The sequence below is a fragment of the Allobosea sp. P1_B10 genome (assembly GCF_056406735.1).
The window spans coordinates 37,848-62,370 of the sequence record NZ_JBFTZP010000001.1 but is presented as its reverse complement, the minus strand read 5'-3'; the positions used below and the strand labels follow the sequence as shown (position 1 = coordinate 62,370).

Sequence of the window (24,523 nt, the reverse complement as noted above, 5' to 3'; positions counted from 1 at the left end):
CGTCATTGCGAGCGCAGCGAAGCACTCCAGGACTGCGACCTGGCGCCCCGTTGCCCCTGCATTGCTTCGCTGCGCTCGCAAAGACGCGGGCGCTTCCGGCGCGCACATGCGAGGCACGGCCATGACCTCCTTCGACAAGAAAGCCCTGCTCAAGCGCTTTCGCGCGATGATCGCGGCGGGCGAGCCGATCGTCGGCGGCGGCGCCGGCACAGGGCTATCCGCGAAGTGCGAAGAGGCCGGCGGCATCGACCTTATCGTCATCTACAATTCCGGGCGCTACCGCATGGCCGGCAGGGGCTCGCTCTCGGGCCTGATGCCCTATGGCGATGCCAATGCCATCGTCATGGAAATGGCTGCCGAGGTCCTCCCGGTTGTCAAAAACATCCCGGTGATCGCGGGCGTCTGCGGAACCGACCCGTTCCGGCGCATGGATGTCTTCCTCGACGAGGTCGCGCGCATCGGCTTCGCCGGCGTCCAGAATTTCCCGACGGTCGGGCTCATCGACGGCGTGTTCCGGCAGAACCTCGAAGAAACCGGCATGGGCTACGGTCTCGAAGTCGAGATGATAAAGCTAGCCAATGACAAGGGCTTGCTGACGACACCTTATGTGTTCTGCGAGGATGATGCGCGGGCCATGGCGCGGGCAGGAGCCGACATCATCGTCTGCCATCTCGGCCTGACGACGGGCGGCTCGATCGGTGCCGAGACCGCACTGAAGCTCGCCGACTGCCCGGCGCTGGTTGACGCCTGGGGCGCCGCGGCCCTCGCGATCAAGCCCGACGCGATCGTACTCGTCCATGGCGGCCCGGTGGCCGAGCCCGCCGATGCCGATTTCATCATGAAGAACACGCGCCACTGCCACGGCTTCTACGGCGCCTCCTCGATGGAGCGCCTGCCTGTCGAGGTCGCGATCCGCGAGCAGACCCGCGCCTTCAAGCAGATCGGGCGCGCGCAAGACAACACCAGACCGGCGATCGAAGCCGGCACGTCACAATGACCCGGATGTCGGGCGGGAGGATGAGGACATGACGGGACAGCTGATCGGATCGCTGATCCTCTGGCTGATCGTGGCGGTCATCGTGATCGCCATCGTCGTCTATCTGGTGAACTGGCTCTATCGCCGCTCGTCGAAAGAGGTTTCCTTCGTCCGCACCGGTCTGTTCGGCGAAAAGGTGGTGATCAATGGCGGCGCCTTCGTGCTGCCGATCATCCACGACGTCACCCCCGTCAACATGAACGTGCTGCAACTCGCCGTGACGCGCGCCAACAATGACGCGCTGATTACTCGGGACCGCATGCGCGTCGACATCGATGCCGAGTTCTATGTCCGCGTCCGGCCGCAGCGGGAATCGGTGGCCGTCGCCGCCGCGACGCTCGGCCGCCGCACGCTACAGCCCGACCAGCTCAACGCGCTGCTATCGGGCAAGTTCATCTCGGCGCTGCGCACGGTCGCCTCCGAGATGACGATGGAGGAGATGCACGAGCAGCGCGGCACCTATGTCCAGCGGGTCAAGGACGCCGCCGCCGAGGCGCTGGACCAGAACGGCCTCGTCCTGGAATCGGTCGCGCTGACCGACCTAGACCAGACCGACCTGCAATTCTTCAACCCGTCCAACCGCTTCGACGCCGTCGGCCTGACGCGGATCATCGAGGAGATCGAGGACAAGCGAAAGCTGCGCAACGACATCGAGCAGGATTCGATGATCCGTATCCGCACCCGCAATCTCGAGGCGGAGCGCCAGGCGCTCGACATCGAGCGCGACAGCGAGTCAGCTCGTCTCGAGCAGCAGCGCGAGATCGAGATCAAGCGCGCGGTGCAGCGTGCCGAGGTCGCGCGCGAGCGGGCCGCCCGCGACACCGAGGCCGAGCAGGCGCAGATCCTCTCCCGCGAGGAGATCGAGAAGTCGCGCATCGCCAATGAGCGCGGGATCAGCGAAGCGCGCATCGCATCCGAGCGCGACATTCGTCAGCAGGAGATCGCCCGTACGCAGGCCATAGAGGAGGCCGAGATCTCGGCCCGCGAGACGGTTGAGAAGGCGCGTATCGCCAACGAACAGACGATCAACGCGGCACGGATCAAGTCCGAGCGCGAAATCCGGACACAGGAGATCGAACGCTCCAAGGTGCTTGAAGCGGCGGAGATCGGCGCCCGCGAGGCGACGGAGAGGGCGCGCATCCTTCAGGAAACGGCTGTGAGCGCTGAACGCATCGCGCGTGAACAGGAGATCCGAAACCGCGAGATCGAACGCACGCGCACGCTCGACCAGGAGGATATCGCGGCACGCGAGGTCGTCGAAACCGCCCGCATCGCCCAGGACGAGCGCGTCAGGGCGCTCGCCATCGCCCGCAACCGGGCCCTTGACGAGGCCGAGATTGCCGCCCGCGAGGCGATCGAGAAGGCTCGCATCGCTCAGGAGGACGCGATCACCGCCGACCGGATCGCGCTCGACCAGCGCAAGAGCCTGCTGGAGATCGGGCGCAGCGAAGCGGTCGATGCCGCTGAGATCGCGGCGCGGGAAAGCGTCGAAAAGGCGCGTATCGCACAGGAGCAGGTCGTCTCGAGCGCCCGCATCCGCCGCGACGAGGAGATCCGCAATCTCGAGATCACCCGCAACCAGGCGATCGACACCGCCGAGATATCGGCGCGCGAGGCGACGGAAGCCGCCCGCATCGCGCAGGAAAAGGCGCTGGCCGCCGAGCGGATCGCGGCCGACCTTGCGACGAAGGAGCTCGAAATCAGCCGCAACGCCGATATCGATGCAGCGGAACTGAAGCGTCGCGACACGGTCGAGCGCCAGCGCATCGTGACAGAGCTGGGTCTGGAAACGGAACGTATCGGGTCCAGCAAGACCCGCGAGATGCTGCAAATCGCCCAGAAGAAGGCGGTTGAGGTTGCGGAGGAAGAGCGCGCCATCGCCATCGCCGCGAAGAAAGTCGAGCGGACCGATGCCGACAAGCTGCTGCGTCAGGCCGAGATCACGGCACAGCAGCAGGTCGAGACCGTCGACATCTCCCGCGAACAGGCTCTGGAGGCGGCCCGGATCGAGCGCCGCCGCGCTGTGGAGCAGCTCGATATCGCCCGGACGCAGGCACTCCAGGAGGCGCAGATCGCGTCCAACGAGGAGGTAGAGCGCGCCCGGATCTCGTCCGATCGAGGACTCGACGAGGCACGCGTCGGCCGCCAGCGCGAACTGCGAAAGCTCGAGATCAACCGCGAGCGTGAGGTCGAGAGCGCGACGATGGACAAGGCGATCGCGCTCTACGCCAAGTCGCTCGAGGAATCTGCGGCCCAGGCCAATGCCGAGATTGCGCGCGGCAAGGCCGTCGAGGCCGAGGAGAAGGTCAAGACCATTCGCGAGAGCGAGGGCGCCAGGCGCCGCAAGACCGTCGAGGTCCTGCTCGCGGAGAAGGCGGCCGAGGAATCGCGCATCGCCTCGGAGGCCGAGAAAATCCGCCGCGCCGTCGATGCCGAGGCGCAGAAGCTGCTCTACGAAGCCGAGAACGTCCTCACCGACGGCGCCCGCTACGGGCTCTTCCGGCGTCGGCTGCTCGAGAAGATCGAGGGCATCGTGCGCGAGAGCGTCAAGCCGATGGAGAAAATCGAGGGCATCCGCATCCTGCATGTCGACGGGCTGGCCGGCGGCGGCGGCTCGAGCGGCACGGGGGGCGCGGCGCGCTCGCCCACCGACGAGGTCATCGAATCCGCGCTTCGCTATCGCGTCCAGGCGCCGATGATCGACCAGGTGCTCAAGGAAATCGGCATCGAAGGCGGCAACCTCGCCAAGATGGGCGGCTTGATGCGCGAGGCGTCCGACTTGCAGCGCGTCGCCAAGGAGGCGCAGCCGGCAAAGCCCAAGGGCGCAGGCGAGGGCAGCGGACCCGGTGGCGGAACTGGCGGTGGCGACGCTGCCCCCGAGACGAAGGCTTGAGGACGAAACATCATGGCCCGCGTCTATGTCTCAAGCGTCATCGCCGCACCCGCCGCCAAGGTCTGGGGCCGCGTGCGCGATTTCAACGGCTTGCCGAACTGGCATCCCCGGATCGCCGAGAGCCGCATCGAGAACGGCGAACCGGCCGACAAGGTCGGATGCATCCGCGCCTTCACGCTGCGCAGCGGTGACAGGCTGCGCGAGCAGCTTCTGGGCCTCTCGGACTACGACATGTTCTGCACATACGCGATCCTGGATTCGCCGATGCCACTGACGAACTACGTCGCGACGCTGCGGCTGACGCCGATCACCGATCAGGAGCGTACCTTCATCGAGTGGTCCGCCGATTTCGACTGCGCGCCCGAGCGCGAGGCCGAGCTGGTCGAAGGCATCGGCACGAATGTTTTCCAAGGTGGGTTCGACGCGCTCAAGCGCGCATTCGGGGGATGAGGCCATGCCTCACGTCGTCCGCAGCACGATTATCGACGCGCCGGTGGACCGGCTCTGGGCGGTCCTGCGCGATTTCAACGGCCATGATCGCTGGCACCCGATCGTGGCGCGCAGCGAGATCGAGCGCGGATACCCGTCGGACAGGATCGGCTGCGTGCGGCGCTTCTCGCTGCAGGACGGGAGCGAACTGCGCGAGCAGTTGCTCACACTTTCGGATCTCGAAATGACGTTCAGCTACTGCCTGCTCGACACGCCGATTCCGCTCTTCAACTACGTCGCCCATGTCCGGCTTCTGCCGGTCACGGATGGCAACCGGGCCTTCTGGCATTGGGAGAGCCGGTTCACCACGCCGCCCGGCCGCGAGGCGGAGCTCGCCCGCATCGTCGGCGACGAGGTCTACACCAATGGCATCGAGGCGGTGCGCCGCCTGCCCGAACTGGCCTTGGAGGGCGCCTGACATGCTCGATGTGAGAAGCTGCACGACGCTGTCGGAAGCCGCCGGCATCCTGTCGGGAGACAGGCGAGCCGTGCTGCTCGGCGGCGGCACCCTGGTGATGCGCGATGTCAACGAGGGGCGCCTGACCGAAGGCACGTTGGTGCGCATCACCGATCCCGCCTTCAGACAGATCAACGCCGCCGGCTCGCGCATCGAGTTGGGGGCTGGCGCGACCATGGCGCAGCTTTTGTCGAGCCGCGAGCTCTCGTTCCTTCATCCCGCCGCGCGCGCCATCGGCGGGCCCGCAATCCGCAACATGGCGACGGTCGGCGGCAATCTTTTCGCGGCGTGTCCCTATGGCGACTTCACGGTGGCGCTGCTGGCGCTCGATGCACAGGTCGTGCTGCAGGCGGGCTACGGCACGGGGCGCGGGGTTCCGCTGGAGGAATTTCTCGCCAGCCGCGATCGCAACACCTCGCCTGGTCTCGTCACCGGCCTCCAGCTCTCCCGACCTGCCAATCCCGGCGACTTCCATTTCCGCAAGATCAGCCGGGTGAAGCCGAAGGGAATCTCAGTGCTGTCGATCGCCGCCCATCTGCCGACACAGGGCGGCCGGATTATGCAGGCGCGCGTGGCCTACGGCGCCATGGCGCCAGCGCCGATCCGGGCACGTGGCGTCGAGCGGGCGCTGGAGGGCAAGGCGCTCGATGCCGCGGCCATCCAGGCGGCAAAGCAGGCTGCGCTCGAAGGCTGCCAGCCGGCCACGGACGCGATCGCGAGCGAGTGGTACCGCCGCGAGGTGCTGCCCATCCATCTCGGCCGGCTGCTTGCCGGCGAACCCCGCTGAGGAGGCGCGCCATGGCCAAGATCCCGGTCCAGTTCCGGCTCAACGGGTCCGACCGAGCTGCCTTTGTCGATGCACCGGAGACACTGCTGAATACTCTGCGGCGCGGCCTCGGGGATTTCGCGCCCAAATACGGCTGCGGGCAGGGCACCTGCGGCGTCTGCACGGTGCTGGTCGACGGCGAGCCGCAGCTTTCCTGCCTGACGCTTTCGGTTGCTTGCGAGGGGCGCCATGTCGAGACCGCCAGCGGGCTTGCCAACGGTCCCGATCTGCACCCGCTGCAGGCCGCCTTCATGGACCATTTCGCCGCCCAGTGCGGCTTCTGCACGCCGGGCATGCTGACGGCCGCCCGCGCGTTGCTGGCGAAGAATCCGAGCCCTAGTCGCGACGAGGTGATCGAGGCGATCAGCGGCAACATCTGCCGCTGCACCGGCTACGAGCCGATCGTCGCCGCGATCCTGACCGCGGCGAGCGCGGCCGGCATGCGGCGAGCCTGAGGGGAACAGCCATGCTGGAAATGCGCAAGGACATCTTTGCCGACGAGCGGGACGACGATCTCAACGTGGTCGGCAAGGGCCTGCAGCGGCAGGACATGCCCGGGCATGTCACCGGCCGCACCCGGTTCTTCGACGACCACGCCTTCGACGGGATGCTGCATCTCAAGATCGTCCGCAGCCCCCATGCCCATGCCCGCATCCGCTCGATCGATGTCTCGGCGGCCGAGCGCGCGCCCGGCGTGAAGCGCGTACTGCGGGGTTCCGACGTGCCGGTGAACAAGAACACGCTGCTGAGCCTGATCAATTTCGGCAAGGACGACGAGCCCACTCTCGCGGTCGACAAGGTTCGCTACAGGGGCGAGCCGGTGGTCGCCATCCTGGCCGACAGCGAGGCGCAGGCGCTGGCCGCGCGCCAGCTCGTGCGGATCGACTACGAGCCGCTTCCGACGGTGTTCGACGTCGAGGAGGCCCTGAAGCCGGGCGCTCCCGTCGTGAACGACACCTATCCCGGGAACTACTTCGAATATCACGAGCGCTTCGACCACCAGAAGCTGCGCTTCGGCGATGCCGACCGGGCCCTATCCGGCGCCGACATCGTGATGGAGCATCGCTACCAGATGTCGCCTATCGAGCATGCGCCGACGGAAACGAATGGCACCATCGCCGCGCCCGAGCAGAATGGCCGTTACGTCGTCCACTCCTGCGCGCAGGGCCTGTTCTTCTCGCTCGGCACCACGGCCAAGATCGTCGACGTCGAATCCAACCGCCTGCATTTCATAGGCGGCACGGTCGGCGGCGGCTTTGGCGGCAAGGTCGACTCGCTGACGGAGCCGCTGGCGGTGCTGGGCGCGATGCTGACCGGCCGGCCTGTCCGCTTCGTGCTCGATCGCGAGGAGGAGATGCTTTATGGCTCGCCGCGCGGCGCCGAGCGGATCTACGTCAAGGACGGGCTGATGCGCGACGGGCGCATCGTCGCCCGCTACATCCGCAGCTATTTCGATGCCGGCGCCTATACGCGGCTGTCGAGCTATGCTGCGATCAAGTGCACGGCGCATGTGCCGGGTCCGTACTGGATCCCCAATGTCGCCTCGGACATCTACGTCGCCTACACCAATCGCTGCCCCTCGACCGCCATGCGCGGCTTTGGCGTCACCGCCGTGGATTTCGCGCTCGAGGTCCAGATGGATCGGCTGGCCGAGGCCGCGAACATGGACCCGATGGAGTTCCGGATCCTCAACGCCTATCGCGACGGGGACATGAAGCCGCATCGGCGCGCCGCCAAGAACACGGCGCTGATCGAATGCGTGCAGGTGGCCGCCGAGAAGGCGAACTGGCCACTGACCGACCAGGCGAAGCGCCAGTCCTCGCTGACGGGCGGAGCAGGCGAGCGCGGCCAGATCCCCGCGACGCCGGTCGACGGCAAGGGCCAGATCGGGCGGCCGGAAACCCGCTCAGGCACCCCGACGCAGACCCTGCCTGCCGGAACGACACGCATCGCCCTCAGCAAGCAGCCGGTAATGGACGGCTCGCGCGATGGGCACGCGGTGCCGACGCAGGTGCCGCGCTATGAGCCGGCGCGTTCGGCTACGCAGCCGCCCATGGCGCCGCCGTCCTATGCGCCGCCTCCGCCAGTCCCTGCCTACGCTCCTACGCCGCCCGCTTACCAGCAAGCGCCCGCCTACCAGCCTGCGCCTCCGGTACCTCCGCCCGCGGCACCGGCTCAAACGCAGCATGGCGCGGTGCGGTTCTCATCCGTCTTCGGCACGAGGAGGCGCTGACATGGCGCGTCACGAGGGCAGGGGCATGGCCTCCGTCAACTACCCCATCGGCATGAATCTCGGCGGCGATCCGAGCCAGGCCCTGATCCATTCGAACCCGGACGGCAAGTTCACCGTTGCGCTTTCGGCCATCGATCTCGGGCAGGGCATGAAGCAGGTTTCGCGGCAGATTGCGGCCGAGACGCTGGGCGTGCCGATCGAGGATGTCTTCGTCGACACCGCCGACAGCGACACCGGCCCGCACGACATGGGCTCCTTCGCCTCGCGCGGCACGCACCGCATGGGCAACGCCATCATCGTCGCGGCGAGGGAGGCGCGCGGCGTGCTGCTGGAAGCGGCGGCCGAGGAACTCGAGGTCAACGCCGCCGACCTTGTCACCGACGGGCGCGGCAACATCCATGTCCGTGGCGCGCCCGCGAAGACGATCACGGTCAAGGCGACCGCGCAGGCGGCGCAGTTCAAGCAGGGCAAGACGATCGCCGGACGCGGCATCTTCCTGATCCCGCTTTCGGGCGTCGATGCCGAGACCGGCGAGATGAACCCCAACACCGCCTTCGCCCATGCCTGCCTCGTCGCGGATGTCGCTGTCGATGACGAGACCGGCGAGGTCGAGGTGCTGCGCATGACCAGCGCCTATGAACTCGGTCGCGTCATCAATCCGCGCATGGTCGAGCAGCAGCTGGTCGGCGGCGCCTGGATGGGCATCAGCCACGCGCTCTACGAGACCCCTGAACCCTATTATCCCAATCCCGAGCATGGCCCGCGGGACTTCAACGAATACTTGATGCCGGGGCCGGGCGAGATCACGCCCTACCACGTCACGGTGCTCGAACGGCCGGCGCCGGACGGGCCTTTCGGCGGCAAGGGGCCGGGCGAAATGTGCGCCAACCCGGTGCTGCCCGCCGTCGCGAACGCCGTCTACAACGCGATTGGCGTCAGGGTGGACGAACTGCCGATCACGCCGGAAAAAATCCTGCGCGGGATCAAGGCCAATGGCGGCGTCAAGCCGGGCCCGCGTCGTGGCGGCCCGGTGAACTGGCGCTGACGCCATGGCACTGCGCACAACCGTAGCCGGCATTTCGAGCCCCGAGGATCTCGCGCAGGCCCTCACGGCGGCGATGTATCTCGCCGATGACGGCATCGCGACCGCCGGCTACCTGTCGCTTGCGCTCGGCAAGCCGCTGCTGCTCGAAGGCGCGCCCGGCGTCGGCAAGACCGAGGCCGCAAAGGCCATCGCCGGCATCCTCGGGCGGCAATTGATCCGGCTGCAGTGCTTCGAGGGCATCGATGCCTCCGCCGCGCTCTATGAGTGGAACTATCCGCGCCAGATGCTGGCGATCCGGCAGGCGCGCGAGGGCGAGACGCTCGACATCTACCGCGACGACTTCCTGATCGAGCGGCCGATGCTGGCGGCTCTCCGCCGGCCGGAATCGACGGTGCTGCTGATCGACGAGATCGACCGGTCCGACCATGAATTCGAGGCCTTTCTGCTCGAATTCCTCTCGGATTTTTCGATCTCGATCCCCGAGCGCGGCACGCTGCGCGCGCCCGAGCGGCCTGTCGTGGTGTTGACCTCGAACCGCACGCGCGAACTGCACGAGGCGCTGCGCCGCCGCTGCGTCTACCATTACATCGCCTATCCCGAGCCGGAGCGCGAAGCGCAGATCATCATGCTGCGCTCGTCCGCCGTTGCGGAGGCGACCGCGCGTGCGGTGGTCCATGCGGTCGGGCTGCTGCGGCAGGAGCCGCTGGCCAAGCCACCCGGCGTGGCTGAGGCGGTCGACTGGGCGGAAGCGGCGACCGCGCTGGCGCAGACCGGCGCGACTTGGCCCGAGGCCTTCCGGCGCTCGCTGGGGACCGCGATCAAGGATGAGGAAGACCTCGCCCATCTGCGTCCGCGCCTCCCATTGTTCATTCCGGGGCTGGCAGCATGATCGCGCCGCTCCCGCCCGCCGCCCGTCTGTTCGTGTCCTTCCCGACGCTATTGCGGCAGCACGGGCTTGCGGTAGCGCCCGAGCAGACCGTCTCGTTCCTCGGCGCCATCGACCTCCTGGGTCCGCGCAGCCTGGAGCATATCCGCAAGGCTGCCTTTGCCACGCTCGCACCCCATCCCGAGCAGCGGGAGCATTTCGATGCGCTGTTCGACGCCCATTTCCTTGGTGCCATCGCCGAGCCCGGCGACGAGGATTTCGCGCCCGACGACGAGATCTCGGTTCAGGAGGATAGCGGCGTCCGCGAAATCCTGCTCGGCGAGGAGATCAACGAGACAGGCCAGGCGGCCACCGGCGCAGAGGCTCTGTCGGTACGAACCCTGAAGCCCCTCGACGACACCGAGACGCTGCGGCGCTTTGGCCGGGCGCTGCCCGCCGCCCTTCCGCGCCGACGCGGCTATCGCCAGCGTGCGGCACGCCGCGGCGCAACGGTCGATCTCGCGCGCAGCCTGCGCGACGCCATCCGGCACGATGGCGAGGTGATGAGCCTGAAGAAGTTGCGGCGGGTCCGGCGACCGCGCCCGATCCTGCTGCTGATCGACGTTTCGGGCTCGATGAAGCAGCGCAGCGACGCCAATCTCGCATTGGCGCATACCGTTGTTCAGTCAGCACCTTATGCCGAGGTCTTCACTTTCGGAACGAGGCTGACCCGCCTGACCAGGGCGCTGCGACGCAAGCGTCGCGAGGTCGCGCTGGAAGAGGCGGCAGGGCTCGTGGCCGACTGGGATGGCGGCACGCGGATCGGTGACGCGCTCCAGGCTTTTCTCGCGGTGCCGCGCTTTGCCGCTTTCCTGCGCGGCGCTGTCGTCGTGGTGCTGTCGGACGGGCTCGAGCGCGGCGACCCTCTGGCGCTCGTCACGGCGGTGACGCGGATCGCCCGTCGTGCGTATCGCATCGACTGGCTCACCCCGCTCGCCGCCGACCCGGATTATCGCCCGGAGACCGAGGCACTGCGGCTGATCGTGCCACAACTCGCCAGCCTCGGTAATGGCGCCAGCACCGCGCGCATCTGCCGGCACATTCTCTCGCTCGGAGGCTCGCAAGCCGCATGACCGGTATCGTCGATTCCCATTTCCACATCTGGCCGCAGGCGGACCTACCCTGGCTGGTGGGCCCGATGCAGCCGCGGATCTTCGGACCCTACGAGCCGATCCGGCGCGACTATCCAGTCAGCGAATATCTCGGCGATTGCCGTGGGCCCGGCGTGGCGGAGGCGGTCTACGTCCAGGCGAACTGGGCTCCGGCGCGCTATCTCGACGAGGTCGCCTACGTTTCGCGCGCCTCGGATGAATCCGGTTTCCCGATCGCGATCGTCGCCCATGCCGACATGCTGGCCGAGGACGTCAGGCCACAGCTCGATGCGCTGGCCGCCAATCCACGCGTTCGCGGCGTGCGCATGCAACTGCATTGGCATGATAACCCGCTCTATCGCTTCGCCAGCGGCCCCGATCTTGCCCGTGATCCGCGCATCCTCGCCAATGTCGCGCGGCTGGCCGGTTACGGCTTCAGCTTCGACCTGCAGGTCTTCGCCGGTCAGATGGCCGGTGCCGCCGACCTCGCCGCAGCCTGTCGGGACGTGACCTTCGTCCTCCAGCACGCCGGCATGCTCGAGGACCGTTCGCCCGCGGGCATCTCGGAGTGGCGCAAGGGCATGGCGCTGCTGGCCGCCCAGCCAAACATTGCAAGCAAGCTGTCGGGGCTGGGCACGTTCCTGCGGCGCAACGACCCCGAGCACATCCGCTTCGTCGTATCGGAGACGCTGGCGCTGTTTGGTCCCGGACGCTGCCTGTTCGGCTCCAATTTCCCGATCGAGAAGCTCTGGACGACCTATCCGGATCTGGTCTCCGCGCATCTTGCGGCCGTGCCCGAGAGCGCCCGCGAGGCCGTGTTCAACGCGACGGCACGGCGGGTCTACCGCCTCCGCCAGAACTGAGGGGGACGCAAAACCATGGCGCTCGAAATCAAGATCCTCGACTACGGCGATATCGAGCTGGAGGCGAGCTTCCTCGTGCTCGGGCGCGATTGCGGCCGGACCCGGCGCGTGCCGACCTATGGCTTCCTGATCCTAGGCGGCCCCTGGCCGGTCGTGGTCGATACCGGCTACCGGCACAACCAGATCATGGAGAGCCTCGGCATGCGCGGCCTCCAGTTCCACGAGAACATGATCGAGAACCAGCTTTCCCGGCACGGGGTGCGGATGGGCGATGTGCGCTACGTCATGCATACCCATCTCCATATCGACCATGCCGGGAAGGACGAGCTCTTCCCGATGAACACGACGGTGCTGATCAACCGCCGCGAGCTCGAGTATTCGGTGTCGGGACTGATGCACCCGCAATATCCGGCGCCGGACATCAAGCACCTGATTGACCGGCTGCATACGCGCGATGCGCTGCGCTTGGAGGACCTGGAGCTGTCGGGGATGATCGAACTCTTTCCCGGCTGCTATCTCGAGGCTGCCGGCGCCCATACCGAAGGCTCGATGAACGTCCATGTCGATACGGCCGAGGGCAGGGCGATCCTGTGCGGCGACGTGATCTACGACTTCAACGATCAGATCGTGACGCCTTTCCACGAGATCCACGCCAACGAGCCGCGCACGACCGGCAATCATGGCAACACGAAGCGCGAGGAGAAGGCGGCGATCAAGAAGTTGCTCGCGAACGGCGCCTTCCTGCTGCCGGTCCACGACAAGCCGGCCAAGATCGCCCATGGCCAGGTCGTCGGGCGGATGGACATGGCGGTGCCGGGGCCGGTGGTGCAATCGCTACCAGCCCGCAACTGGTTTGCAGCATGACGACGCACACCGCCATCAGCCCGTCCTTCGCCGAACTCTTGGACCTCTGGGCGCCGGTGCGCCAGCTCGGCAGCGGTTTCGAGTTCTGCGAGGGCCCGGTCTGGCACCCGCGGGAGCAGCATCTGCTGCTCTCCGACATGCCCGGTGACGTACGCCGGCGCTGGGATCCCAGCGGCGTGCGCGAGGTCAAGCGCCCGGCGAACAAGTGCAACGGCATGACCTACGATGCCGATCTCAACCTGATCGTCTGCGAGCATGCGACCTCGAGCCTGATCCGCGAGCGGCCCGACGGCACGCGCGAGGTGCTGGCCTCGCAATTCGAGGGGCAGGAGCTGAACAGCCCCAACGACGTGGTCGTCAAGTCGGATGGGTCGATCTATTTCTCCGACCCCTGGTATGGCCGGATGCCTGTCTTCGGGGTTGAGCGTCCGCGCCAGCTCGGCTTCCAGGGCGTCTATCGGATTCCGCCTGGAGGCGGCGAGCCGCAGCTCCTCGTCGACCGCTATCTCTTCGACCAGCCCAATGGGCTCTGCTTCTGCCCCACCGAGGACCGGCTCTTCGTCAACGACACGGTCCAGCACAATATCCGCGTCTTCGACATCCTCCCGGACGGTCGACTGGGCCCGCCGCGCATCTTCGCCTCCGGCATCGTCTCGACCACGGAAGCCGGCGTGCCAGACGGCATGAAGTGCGATGCCAAGGGCAATATTTGGGTGACCGCACCGGGCGGCGTCTGGATCTATTCGATCAAGGGCGAGCTGATCGGCAAGCTGCGTGTGCCGGAACTCGTCGGGAATTTGGCTTGGGGCGGGCCGGACTGGCGCACACTGTTCCTGACAGCGACACACTCGCTCTATTCGATCGAAACCAGGGTCGGCCCTCGACTCGAGCCCTTCATGAAAGCGCGTGGCAACACCGCTTCGAGCGGCAGCGATGCTCGCCCTGCTGCAATCATGGGCCGCAAGGGCATCAGCAAGGCTTCGCCCGGGTATAGGCTCGAAGCTTCGCGCTGCGCGCTGCTGATCCAGGACATGCAGAACGACGTGGTGATGGAAGGCGGCGCTTTCGCATCCTCCGGTTCACCCGCCCATTGCCACGAGCAGAACGCGATTTCCAACGCGGGCCGGCTCGCCAAGGCGGCGCGGCAGCGCGGCATCCCGGTGATCCATGTCTGGTTCGTGGTCGAGCCCGGCGCGACCGGCGTGACCATGAATGCCCCGCTTTTCGAGGGGCTTGCGGACGCCAACGCGCTGGTGCGCGGCACATGGGGCGCAGCGCCCGTGCCGGGTCTCGAAGCGGAACGCGGCGACCATGTCGTCGAGAAGCAGCGTATGAGCGCCTGGGAAGGCACGCGGCTGGAGACTGTACTGAAGGCGCTGGGCCGTGACATCGTCATCGTCGCAGGCGCCTGGACCAACATGTCGATCGAGCACACGGCCCGCACTGGCGCCGACAAGGGCTATTTCATGATCGTGCCGGAAGACGCCTGCTCGACGATGAACGCCGAATGGCACATCGCCTCGGTCAACTACGCCCTTCAGAACGTGGCTGTGGTTACGGATGTCGAGGAGGTGATCGAGGCGACCCGGGCGTAACAGGCCGCTATCGAGTTCTCATTGCAGTCCGTGGCTGGAATCATTCATCGGCGCGGAGACGAAGCCGAGGACGGCTATCGGAACGGGGGCGAGGTAGGGGGCTTGGACACCGCTATCGAAACGGCGTGCCGCGAGCAGCCCGAATTCGGAGTGCGGAGTCGCCGCCCATTCGCTGGGGCCAAATGCATCTGAAGCCCAGGGCGCTGTACAAAAAGGGCCCGCCGGTGAACATCGGCGGGCCTTTCCATGCGAGGTCCGGAGCGGCGTCTTTCGCCAGGAAATCCGCCACTAGGGCTCGCTCAAACGAGCGAAATTTTGCCTGTTCCGAGATCGTAGACCGCGCCGACGACACGAAGCGCTTTCTTCTCGACGAGTTCAGCCAGGATTGGCTTCGACTTGATCAGCCGCTGCACGTTGTAACGGACGTTCGCGACAACGGCGCGCTGCTCCAGATCGTCGCCCTTGACCTTGAGCACAGGGGCGATGCCGGGCTTCATGGCACGCGCCAGACCAGCGATGTGGCCGGGCAGCTTGTTGCCTTTCTGAAGCGCAGCCACTGTCGCGTTCACAGCGCCGCAGTTGGTGTGGCCGAGAACCATGATGACCTTTGTGCCGAGAACGGCAGCACCGAATTCCAGGCTTCCCAGGCCATCGGGCGTGACGAAATTGCCGGCGACGCGGACCACGAACAAGTCACCGGGGCTCTGGTCGAATGCAAGCTCTGGAGAGATGCGCGAGTCGGCGCACCCGAGAATTGCTGCGAACGGGGCCTGGCCCTGCGTGCGGCTGACGCGACTGACGGAGAAGTCGCGCTCTTGTGGCTGGTTCGCCACGTAGCGGGCATTGCCCTCGATCAAGAGGTTGAGCGCAGCGTCCGGTGAATTCGCGGCGCTGACCGGCTGGGCGATCGCCTGTCCTGCGAGGGGGGCGGCGAGCATGGCGCCGGCGCCAGCCAGGACAAATCGGCGACTGAGGGCAGTGCTGGAACAGGTATTGCACATCGGCTTGATCATCCCCGTCAGTGAAAACAGCCGCAGGCAGCCGCGCTCATAACCCAAAATGCGGCCTGCAAAGAAAAGCGCGCAGCATGAGGACGTTAGCGGCAATCAAATGAGTTCGGATTAGCTCAGAATCCCACGACTGCACTGCTCGTCCCGATATGGGCTGTTTGCGGTCGTCGATGAGAAGCGGTTAGGGCGACTTACGGCAATCGGCCCGTCGGTGCATCGGCGATCGGGAGGCAGCGGGTCATCGCAATCAATTGGCCGGAGGTCGAGCGCCAACTCACATCCGCGCCTGCCGTAATGACTGGCAGGCACAGCGTGCCGCGTCACTTTCAGGTGACGCTAGGATTTAAGGTTTCGATTTAAATCAGCCACTTAGGAAAATGGCTGGGGGACTAGGATTCGAACCTAGACAACCAGAGTCAGAGTCTGGGGTCCTACCGTTAGACGATCCCCCAACGGGCCGGCGATGCGTTCGCGTTGGTGAGCCGGGGTCTAATCAAAGCGCGCCCGGATGGCAAGTGCTGAATGCGAGCTTTTTGCGAGGTTCGCATTCTATGTCGTTTCGGGTCGCTTTCGCTCTCTCGGGTTGCGCGCAGAAAAAAGGGCCACGCCGAAGCGCAGCCCGAAGTCTAGGGAGGAAACGCCCAAGGAGGGCGACGCAGCATCTCTGCTGCGGTGCACTGGAAGTAGGATGCCGCGGGCTTTTCCGCAAGAGGGAAGGGCAGCATCACTGTCCTAAATTTGAGCAGGCTGCCCGTTGATGCGCCGTTCCCGTGAAAGTCGCCGCTAGAGGTCGCGGCTCGAGCCCGGAAATTAGACCCGATGGCCTCAAAACATGAGGGATAGGCGGCAAAGGCAGGCCCAAAATTGCAGCAAGCTGCTATGAGGGCGCCATGTTGAGAGCTTTCCTCGCTTATTACCGTCCGCACCGCACCCTTTTCCTGGTGGATTTCGGCTGCGCCGTTCTCTCGGGCCTGCTCGAGCTCGGCTTCCCGCTCGCGGTCAAAGCCTTTGTCGATCTGCTGCTGCCGGCAGGCGACTGGCCGCTGATCGCGCTCGCCGGCGCAGGGCTGCTGTTCATCTATGTCGTGAACAGCGGGCTCATGGCCATCGTCACCTATTGGGGGCATCGCCTCGGGATCAATATCGAGACAGAGATGCGTCGCAGGGCTTTCGACCATCTGCAAAAGCTCTCGTTCCGATTCTTCGACGAGCAGAAGACCGGCCATCTCGTGGCGCGGGTGACCAAGGACCTGGAGGAGATCGGCGAGGTCGCGCATCACGGCCCCGAGGATCTCTTCATCGCGATCATGACCTTCCTTGGGGCGTTCGCCCTGATGCTTAGCGTCCATGTCCCTCTGGCACTGATGACGGCGCTGGTGGTGCCGCTGGCAGGCTTCATCGTGGCCCGCTATGGCGGGCGCATGGCGCAGAACTGGCGCTCGCAGTTCGGCCGTGTCGGCGCCTTCAATGCCCGGCTTGAGGAGAATATCGGCGGTATCCGCGTCGTGCAGGCCTTTGGGAACGAGGCCCATGAGCGCAGTCTCTTCGCTGTCGACAATGAGCGCTACCGCACGACCAAGCTCGATGCCTACCGCATCATGGCGGCGAGCCAGGCGCTGAATTATCTCGGCATGCGCCTGGTGCAACTGGCGGTGATGCTGGCGGGGACATGGTACGTCGTCCAGGGCAGCCTCACCATCGGTGGCTTCGTCGGCTTCCTGCTGCTGGTCGGCGTGTTCTATCGCCCGCTCGACAAGATCGCGGCTGTCATCGAGACCTATCCGAAAGGCATCGCGGGCTTCCGGCGCTATCAGGAGCTGCTGGCGATGCAGCCCGACGTGGCCGATGCGCCCGATGCGGTGGATCCTGGCGCGCTGAAAGGCGATATCCGCTTCACGGATGTCTCGTTCGGCTATTCGCGGGGCAGGCGGGTGCTGTCGGATATCGGGCTCTCGATCGCGGCAGGCGAGACGGTCGCATTCGTGGGGCCATCAGGTGCGGGCAAGACGACGCTTCTGTCCCTGCTCCCGCGCTTCTACGAGGTCGACAGCGGCGCCATCGCCATCGATGGCATCGATATCCGCGCGATGACTCTGGCTGGCCTGCGCCGCCAGATCGGCATCGTCCAGCAGGATGTCTTCCTCTTCGCCGGCACGATTCGCGAGAACATCGCCTATGGCCGCCTTGGCGCGAGCGAGGCCGACATCGTCGAAGCTGCGCGCCGCGCGAGGCTTGATGCGATGATCGCGGAGCTGCCGGCCGGGCTCGACACCATCGTCGGAGAACGGGGCGTAAAACTGTCGGGCGGGCAGAAGCAGCGCCTCGCCATCGCCCGCATCTTCCTGAAGAACCCCCCAATCCTGATCCTAGACGAGGCGACCTCGGCTCTGGACACGGAAACCGAAGCCGCCATCCAGGCCTCGCTGGCCGAACTGGCGCGCGGGCGCACGACGCTGGTGATCGCCCACAGGCTCGCCACCATCCGCCATGCCGACCGGATCGTGGTCGTCACTGAGCAGGGCATAGCCGAGCAGGGCGCCCATGCGGAGTTGATCCGCGCCGGAGGGCTCTACAAGGCGTTGCACGAGGCGCAGGTTCCACAGGGCGCAGTCACGCTCGGCGCTGCCGAGTAGGGCATGCGAGACGGGGTGTTCTGGCAGCCCACGCTGCGGTGCATCCCGGCCTTGCCGCGTCGCAAAATGTTTCCGGCTGACCCGGGGCGTGGAGTGTGCGAGATTTTCCAGACTATGCCCGAAGCGTAACGCCAAGTGGCTGGGAGTGGGATCATGACTATGACGCTCGATCGTCGGAGTTTTCTTGTCGCCGCGGGCGCCGGCGCCTGCCTGCTGACCGGGCCGTCATTGCTCCGGGCTCAGGGCACGGGCCCCATCAGGATCGGCGAGATCAACAGCTATACCGCCCAGCCTGCCTTCCTGAAGCCCTATCGCCAGGGCTGGGAGCTCGCGCTCGAGCAGGTCAACGCGGCGGGCGGCGCGCTCGGTCGCAAGATCGAGACGATCTTTCGCGATGATGCAGGCAAGCCGGAGGACGCCGTGCGTCATGCCGGCGACCTCATAAACGCCGAGAAGGTCGATCTCCTGTCGGGCGGCTATCTCTCGAATGTCGGTCTGGCCATTGCGGATTTCGCAAACCAGAACAAGCGGCTCTATGTGGCCTCCGAGCCGCTGTCGGACGCTGTGGTCTGGTCCAAGGGCAACCGCTACACCTTCCGTCTACGCCCCTCGACCTACATGCAGGCGGCGATGCTGGTCGAGGAGGCCGCAAAGCTGCCGGCCAAGCGCTGGGCGGTGGTGGCGCCGAACTACGAATACGGCCAGTCGGCCGTGCGCTGGTTCAAGGAACTGCTGAAGAAGGCCAGGCCTGATGTCGAGTTCGTGGCCGAGCAGTATCCGGCGCTGGGCCGTATCGACGCTGGCGCGACCGTCCAGGCGCTGGAAGCCTCGAAGCCTGACGCGATCTTCAATGTCACCTTCGGCACGGACCTCGCCAATTTCGTTCGCCAGGGCAGCACCCGCGGCCTGTTCGAGGGCAGGGCTGTGGCATCCATGCTGACCGGGGAGCCCGAGTATCTCGATCCGCTGGGCGCAGATTCGCCTGTCGGCTGGATCGTCACCGGCTATCCCCATGCCGACATCCAGACGCCGGAGCATGTGAAGTTCCGGGACGCGTACAAGGCCAAGTTCAACGACTATCCGCGCTTGGGCTCTGTCGTCGGGTTCGACACGATGAACTCGATCGCTGCCGGGCTGATCAAGGCCGGGACGACCGATAACGAGAAGCTCGTCGAAGCCTTCAAGGGGTTGAAATTCCCCTCGGCGTTCGGCTCGGCGAAGTACCGCGCGATCGACCACCAGTCGACGCTGGGTGCCTATGTCGGCAAGACCGCGCTCAAGGACGGCAAGGGCGTGATGGTCGACTGGAGCTATCGCGACGGCGCCAAATATCTTCCTGGTGACGCCGAGGTGAAGTTGCTGCGGCCCGCTGGTTGAGGCACGCCGCATTGCGAGCGCAGCGACGCAATCCAGAGGCGGCTGGGCTTCACGGTCCCACGGGTTGCCTCGTTACTGCGTTCCTAGCAATGAGGGGCTCTGTCCGGCATTGATCTCGGTTCCGAACAGTCTCTGGGCCGCCCGAACGGGGCAAGCATGCTCGACCTGATCCTGACCCAGACGCTCAACGGGCTGGCCTCCGCCTCCTCGCTTTTCCTCGTCGCCTCGGGCCTTTCGATCATTTTCGGCGTCACGCGCATCGTCAATTTTGCGCATGGTTCGCTCTACATGCTCGGCGCCTATATTGCGTGGTCGCTGGTGACCTTCTTCGGCCCGGCCGATGCGCTCGGCTTCTGGGGCGGCGTCGTGCTGGCGGCTGTGATCGTCGGGCTCATCGGCGTGCTCGTCGAAGTCCTGATCCTGCGACGCATCTACCAGGCACCGGAGCTGTTCCAGCTGCTCGCGACCTTTGGCGTGGTGCTGATGGTGCAGGATATCGCGCTCGGCATCTGGGGCGCGGAAGACAGGCTCGGGCCCCGTGCGCCGGGCTTCAAAAGTTTCGTCGTGCTGTTCGGCAACCGCTTCCCGACCTATGAGCTCTTCATCATCGCGGTCGGGCCGCTCGTGCTTCTGGCGCTCTGGCTGCTGTTCCAGAAGACGCGCTGGGGCACGCTGGTCCGCGCAGCGACGCAGGATCGCGAGATGCTGGGCGCGTTGGGGGTCAACCAGCGCCTGCTCTTCACGTCGGTCTTCGGTTTCGGCTCCCTGCTTGCAGGCCTTGGCGGAGCCTTGCAACTGCCGCGCGAGGCGGCCACGCTGCACATGGATCTCTCGACCATCGCCGAGGTCTTCGTCGTCGTCGTGGTTGGCGGGCTCGGCAGCGTCACCGGCGCTTATCTTGCCGCCGTCCTGATCGGCATTCTCCACGCCTTCGGCATCCTGATCTTCCCAAAGATCACTCTCGTGCTGGTCTTCCTCGTGATGGCGGTCGTGCTGGTGGTGAAGCCCCACGGATTGATGGGCAAGGCGCCGGCGGGGCTGGCGCGCAGCCAAGGCCCGGTCGAGCCACTGCTTGTTCCTGCCGATGGTCCGACGAGGCTTCTCGGGCTGCTGGCGCTGGCCGGTCTCGCGCTCACGCCGCTGGTAGCGCCCGATTCCATCCTGCTGATCCTGACCGAACTGATCATCTTCGCGCTATTTGCGGCTTCGTTGCATTTCATGATGGGGCCAGGCGGGATGGCCTCCTTCGGACACGCCGCCTATTTCGGGCTCGGCGCCTATGGCGCGGCGCTCGCCGTCAAATGGCTGGGTGCCTCGATGGAGCCAGCGCTCCTCCTCGCGCCCTTTCTCGCCGGGATCGCCGGCGTCGTCTTCGGCTGGTTCTGCGTCCGGCTGTCGGGCGTGTACCTCGCCATGCTGACACTCGCCTTCGCTCAGATCGCCTGGGCGACGGCGTTCCAGTGGGTCGAACTCACCGGCGGCGACAACGGCATCCTGGGCGTCTGGCCGTCGGCCTGGGCAGCGTCGAAATTCGGCTTCTACTACCTCGCGCTCTGCGTCTGCGTGCTGGCGATCCTGGCTCTTCGCCTGACGATCTTTTCGCCCCTCGGCTACGCGCTGCGCGCCGCGCGCGACAACCCGCTGCGTGCCGAAGCCATCGGCCTCGACGTCATGCGCATCCAGTGGGTCGCCTTCGCGGTTGCCGCATTTGCAGCGGGCATCGCTGGCGCCCTCTTCGCCTTCTCGAAGGGCTCGGTCTTCCCGACCTATATGGCGATTCCGCGCTCTGTCGACGCGCTGCTGATGGTGCTGCTCGGCGGTGTCCAGACGCTCTCGGGGCCGATTGTCGGCGCCTTTGCCTATGCTGGCCTGAGCGATCAGCTTGCCAAGCTGACAATCTATTGGCGCTTCGGCCTGGGCCTCTCGATCGTGCTGCTCGTGGTCCTGTTCCCGCGTGGTCTTGTCGGTGCAACGCTGGGCTTGCGCGCCCGCTTCGCACGGACCGAACAGGACCCGATCCAGGAGCGCGCCCGATGAACCGCGCTGCCGCAAGGGCGGACGGCCCGGCCGGGGCGCGCGACGCCGTGCTCGAGGTTCAGGACCTCGGCAAGTCCTTCGGTGGGGTCAAGGCGCTCGACGGCGTCTCCTTTGCAGTCGAGGCGGGCAAGCTCCTCGCGCTGATCGGGCCCAATGGCGCCGGAAAGACCACCTGCTTCAACGTCCTCAACGGCCAGCTCCGGCCTGACCGGGGCGAGGTCGTGCTGGATGGCAGGTCCATCACGGGCTTGAGGCCCCGGGCGATCTGGCGGCTCGGCGTCGGCCGGACCTTCCAGATCACTGCGACCTTCACCTCGATGACAGTCCGCGAAAACGTCCAGATGGCGCTGATCTCCCACTCCGGTGAAATCTGGCAAACCTTTGCGCGGGCCCGAGAAAAGCACGTCGCGGCGGCCGACGCGCTGCTCGCCCAGGTCGGCATGCTGGAACAGGCGGGGCGCGCCTGTGGCGTGCTCGCCTATGGCGATCTCAAGCGCGTCGAACTGGCTGTCGCGCTGGCCAACCGGCCAAAGCTCTTGCTGATGGACGAGCCGACCGCGGGCATGGCGCCGCGCGAACGCATCGAACTGATGGCGCTCACGGCCGGTATCGCTGCCGCGCAGGGCATCGCCGTGCTGTTTACCGAGCACGACATGGACGTCGTATTCGCCCATGCCGACAGCGTCATCGTGCTCGATCGCGGCCGGTTGATCGCGCAGGGCACGCCCGACGACGTCCGGAGAGACGAGAGGGTGCGCGCCGTCTATCTCGGCTCCGGCCACAGCGCGGGGGGGCATTGATGGCCGACACGATGCTCGAGATCGAAGGGCTCGCCGCGTATTATGGCCGCGCGCATATCCTGCAGGGCGTGGCGTTTTCCATGCGGCGCGGCGAGGTCCTGGCGCTGATGGGCCGCAACGGCGCGGGCAAATCAACGACCATCAAGGCGATCATGGGGCTGGTGCCGCCGGCGGCCGGGAGCATCAGCTTCGAGGGCAGGCGCATCGACCGGCTCGAGCCCTTCGAGATCGCCCGGCTCGGCGTCGGCTATGTCCCGGAGGACCGGCGCGTCTTTCCAGAGCTCAGCGTGCTGGAGAATCTCGCTGTAGCGCAGCGTCCGCCCCGCACCGATGCGCCACACTGGACGCCGGAGCGTCTGTTCGCGTTGTTTCCCAATCTGGGCGGAATGCGCGACCGGCCCGGCGGCGCCATGTCGGGCGGCGAGCAGCAGATGCTGACGATCGCGCGCACGCTGATGGGGAACCCGAAGCTGGTGCTGCTCGACGAGCCCTCCGAGGGGCTGGCGCCGGTGATCGTCGAGGAGATGTCCAAGACCATCCTCGCCCTGAAGGGCGAGGGCCTGACCGTACTGCTCTCGGAGCAGAATCTGCATTTTGCCGGCAACGTCGCCGACCGCGCCGCTATCATCGAGAAGGGCGCGATCCGGTTCCTCGGCACCATGGCGGAGCTTCAGGCGGACGATGCGGTTCGGTCGCAATACCTGTCGGTGTAGCGCGCTGTGCTCCAGCGTCCCGACGCCCGTCATCCTGGACAAGCCGCGAAGCGGCGCAGGTCCGGGATCCATCCCAGGGCAGCAAGGTGCTTTAGGATGGATCCCGGACGAAGCTGTCGCTTCGCCCAGGATGACGCTGTGGGTCGGTTGGGCAAGGCGTTTCGGCCCGGCCCTTCCGAAGCCTCAGCCGCCGAGCGACATCGTCAGCGGCGGCTTGACCTCGGGCGGCAGCGGCGAGGTGTAGCCCTCCTTGCCGAGGCGCTTCTTGTGGTCCGCCTTTGCGGCTTCCATCAGAGCGGGATCGGACAGGACCGCACCGCCCAGCGCCGCCATGGCCTTGGCGACATGGACCATGGCTTTGTGGGCCGCCGGCTGCTTGCCCTGCGACACGACCTGCCAGGTGTGGAACGGCGTGCCGATGGCAACGGTCGGCGCATGTGCCTGCACGGTCGGGACAGCCCAGCTGACATCGCCGACATCGGTGGAGCCGATCGCCGGGTTGCGCTTGGCGTCGAGCGGGACGATGAAGTCGGCCAGCGGGGCGCCGGTGTCCTCCATGCCGATGGTGCGCCAGATCGAGGCGATCTCCTGCGGCGACAGCGTCTTGCGGATGTCCTCGGCGAAGGCGCGGTCGGCCTCGTCGAAATGCGGCGCGCCGAGGTCTTCCATGATGGTGTGGAGGGCCTGCTCCAGCGGGGGATTGGCCAGCAAGTCTGAGACCGCGCTGACGATGCGCATCTCGACCTTGGTTTCGGTCATCAGGGCAGCGCCGTCGGAGATCTTCTTCACGCGCTGCACGAGTTCTAGCATGCCGCGAAGATCACGTGCGCGGATCGAGTAGCGGACGCGGGCATGGGCCTGCACGACGTTGGGCGCGATGCCGCCGGTATCGAGCAGCGCGTAGTGCACGCGCGCGTCGCTCGGCATGTGCTCTCGCATGTAGTTGACGCCGACATTCATCAACTCGACGGCGTCGAGCGCGCTGCGGCCGAGATGCGGGCTCGCGGCGGCGTGCGCGGCGCGGCCGGTGAAGATGAAATCGGCGCGGGTGTTGGCGAGCGCCAGCGGCGGCGCGACTTCCCAGAAGCTGCTCGGGTGCCAGGTGATCGCGACATCGGCGTCGTCGAAGGCTCCGGCGCGGACCATGAAGGCCTTGGCGGCGCCGCCTTCCTCGGCCGGGCAGCCATAATAGCGCACGCGGCCGGGAATCTTGTTCTCCTCGAGCCAGTTCTTCATCGCCACTGCCGCGAGCAGCGCGGCCGAGCCGAGCAGGTTGTGACCGCAGCCATGGCCGTGGCCACCGGCTTCGATCTCGCTGTGCTCGGCGACGCCGGCTTCCTGGCTGAGGCCGGGCAGGGCGTCATACTCGCCGAGGAATGCGATCACCGGATTGCCTTCGCCGGCTTCGCCCATCACGGCGGTGGGGATGTCAGCGATGTTCTCGGTGACGCGAAAGCCCTGGTGCTTCAGCTCGGCGGTGTGCTCGGCGACCGAGCGTTGTTCGGTGTAGCAGACCTCGGGGATGGCCCAGACCCGGTCGCTGAGCTCGATGAGGCGCTGCTTGCTGGCGTCGACGTGGCGCCAGAGGTCGTTTCGATTGTCCATGATGTTCCGCCTTGGTGAGGTGGCGGCATAT

At 66.3% G+C, this 24,523-nt stretch carries 20 protein-coding genes and 1 tRNA gene; 18 read left to right on the top strand and 3 right to left on the bottom strand.

Features of this window, described 5'->3' with window-relative positions:
* The first annotated feature begins 121 nt into the window (after window positions 1-121).
* Genes AC1D2L_RS00330 through AC1D2L_RS00270 form a run of 13 tightly spaced genes read left to right on the top strand, consistent with a single transcriptional unit; the run spans window position 122 to window position 14,317 of the window.
* A complete protein-coding gene (locus tag AC1D2L_RS00330) occupies window positions 122-997 on the top strand; it encodes a phosphoenolpyruvate hydrolase family protein (protein ID WP_476843827.1) in 876 nt (291 codons plus the stop codon).
* Window positions 998-1,025: 28 nt separating this feature from the next.
* Complete coding sequence (locus tag AC1D2L_RS00325; RefSeq protein ID WP_476843826.1) at window positions 1,026-3,929, top strand: flotillin family protein; 2,904 nt, start codon at window positions 1,026-1,028, stop codon at window positions 3,927-3,929.
* Between the two features lie 12 nt (window positions 3,930-3,941).
* Window positions 3,942-4,379 (top strand): SRPBCC family protein, encoded by a 438-nt coding sequence (locus tag AC1D2L_RS00320; RefSeq protein ID WP_476843825.1) that lies wholly within the window; start codon window positions 3,942-3,944, stop codon window positions 4,377-4,379.
* 4 nt (window positions 4,380-4,383) lie between these two features.
* Window positions 4,384-4,836, top strand: coding sequence for an SRPBCC family protein (locus AC1D2L_RS00315; protein ID WP_476843824.1), 453 nt, complete (start codon window positions 4,384-4,386; stop codon window positions 4,834-4,836).
* A gap of 1 nt (window position 4,837) precedes the next feature.
* Window positions 4,838-5,662: an FAD binding domain-containing protein gene (locus tag AC1D2L_RS00310; RefSeq protein ID WP_476843823.1), complete on the top strand. Its 825-nt coding sequence runs from the start codon at window positions 4,838-4,840 to the stop codon at window positions 5,660-5,662.
* An 11-nt stretch (window positions 5,663-5,673) separates the two neighbouring features.
* A complete protein-coding gene (locus AC1D2L_RS00305; RefSeq protein WP_476843822.1) occupies window positions 5,674-6,156 on the top strand; it encodes a (2Fe-2S)-binding protein in 483 nt (160 codons plus the stop codon).
* 11 nt (window positions 6,157-6,167) lie between these two features.
* The gene (locus tag AC1D2L_RS00300) at window positions 6,168-7,934 is read left to right on the top strand and encodes a xanthine dehydrogenase family protein molybdopterin-binding subunit (RefSeq protein ID WP_476843821.1); all 1,767 of its coding nucleotides are present in this window, start codon (window positions 6,168-6,170) and stop codon (window positions 7,932-7,934) included.
* A 1-nt stretch (window position 7,935) separates the two neighbouring features.
* Window positions 7,936-8,979, top strand: coding sequence for a xanthine dehydrogenase family protein molybdopterin-binding subunit (locus AC1D2L_RS00295; RefSeq protein WP_476843820.1), 1,044 nt, complete (start codon window positions 7,936-7,938; stop codon window positions 8,977-8,979).
* A gap of 4 nt (window positions 8,980-8,983) precedes the next feature.
* On the top strand, window positions 8,984-9,868 hold the full coding sequence (locus AC1D2L_RS00290; RefSeq protein WP_476843819.1) for an AAA family ATPase: 885 nt from the start codon (window positions 8,984-8,986) through the stop codon (window positions 9,866-9,868).
* A complete protein-coding gene (locus AC1D2L_RS00285; RefSeq protein WP_476843818.1) occupies window positions 9,865-10,977 on the top strand; it encodes a vWA domain-containing protein in 1,113 nt (370 codons plus the stop codon). Before AC1D2L_RS00290 ends, AC1D2L_RS00285 begins: the two co-directional genes overlap by 4 nt.
* On the top strand, window positions 10,974-11,858 hold the full coding sequence (locus tag AC1D2L_RS00280) for an amidohydrolase family protein (RefSeq protein ID WP_476843817.1): 885 nt from the start codon (window positions 10,974-10,976) through the stop codon (window positions 11,856-11,858). Before AC1D2L_RS00285 ends, AC1D2L_RS00280 begins: the two co-directional genes overlap by 4 nt.
* Window positions 11,859-11,873: 15 nt before the next feature.
* Entirely contained in the window at window positions 11,874-12,722 is an 849-nt protein-coding gene (locus AC1D2L_RS00275) for an MBL fold metallo-hydrolase (protein WP_476843816.1), read from the top strand.
* On the top strand, window positions 12,719-14,317 hold the full coding sequence (locus AC1D2L_RS00270; RefSeq protein ID WP_476843815.1) for an isochorismatase family protein: 1,599 nt from the start codon (window positions 12,719-12,721) through the stop codon (window positions 14,315-14,317). The genes AC1D2L_RS00275 and AC1D2L_RS00270 overlap by 4 nt, the downstream gene beginning before the upstream one ends.
* A 299-nt stretch (window positions 14,318-14,616) precedes the next feature.
* On the opposite strand, the gene AC1D2L_RS00265 is transcribed toward AC1D2L_RS00270, so the two are convergent.
* Window positions 14,617-15,318, bottom strand: a complete 702-nt coding sequence (locus AC1D2L_RS00265; RefSeq protein ID WP_476844637.1) for a carbonic anhydrase — start codon at window positions 15,316-15,318, stop codon at window positions 14,617-14,619.
* A gap of 387 nt (window positions 15,319-15,705) precedes the next feature.
* Window positions 15,706-15,779 (bottom strand) — tRNA-Gln (locus AC1D2L_RS00260).
* 438 nt (window positions 15,780-16,217) lie between these two features.
* Between AC1D2L_RS00260 and AC1D2L_RS00255 the strand changes: the two genes are divergently transcribed.
* The 5 genes from AC1D2L_RS00255 to AC1D2L_RS00235 all read left to right on the top strand — a co-directional run bounded on the left by AC1D2L_RS00255 (window position 16,218) and on the right by AC1D2L_RS00235 (window position 22,887).
* On the top strand, window positions 16,218-17,960 hold the full coding sequence (locus tag AC1D2L_RS00255; protein ID WP_476843814.1) for an ABC transporter ATP-binding protein: 1,743 nt from the start codon (window positions 16,218-16,220) through the stop codon (window positions 17,958-17,960).
* 159 nt (window positions 17,961-18,119) lie between these two features.
* Entirely contained in the window at window positions 18,120-19,337 is a 1,218-nt protein-coding gene (locus AC1D2L_RS00250) for an ABC transporter substrate-binding protein (protein WP_476844636.1), read from the top strand.
* Between the two features lie 156 nt (window positions 19,338-19,493).
* Complete coding sequence (locus AC1D2L_RS00245) at window positions 19,494-21,374, top strand: ABC transporter permease (protein WP_476843813.1); 1,881 nt, start codon at window positions 19,494-19,496, stop codon at window positions 21,372-21,374.
* Window positions 21,371-22,174 carry an ABC transporter ATP-binding protein gene (locus AC1D2L_RS00240; RefSeq protein ID WP_476843812.1) on the top strand — a complete coding sequence of 268 codons (804 nt, stop codon included), beginning with the start codon at window positions 21,371-21,373 and terminating at the stop codon, window positions 22,172-22,174. Before AC1D2L_RS00245 ends, AC1D2L_RS00240 begins: the two co-directional genes overlap by 4 nt.
* Window positions 22,174-22,887, top strand: coding sequence for an ABC transporter ATP-binding protein (locus AC1D2L_RS00235; protein ID WP_476843811.1), 714 nt, complete (start codon window positions 22,174-22,176; stop codon window positions 22,885-22,887). Before AC1D2L_RS00240 ends, AC1D2L_RS00235 begins: the two co-directional genes overlap by 1 nt.
* 183 nt (window positions 22,888-23,070) lie before the next feature.
* Here AC1D2L_RS00235 and AC1D2L_RS00230 read toward each other — a convergent pair whose 3' ends face one another.
* Window positions 23,071-24,492, bottom strand: coding sequence for a M20 family metallopeptidase (locus AC1D2L_RS00230; RefSeq protein ID WP_476843810.1), 1,422 nt, complete (start codon window positions 24,490-24,492; stop codon window positions 23,071-23,073).
* Between the last annotated feature and the right edge of the window lie 31 nt (window positions 24,493-24,523).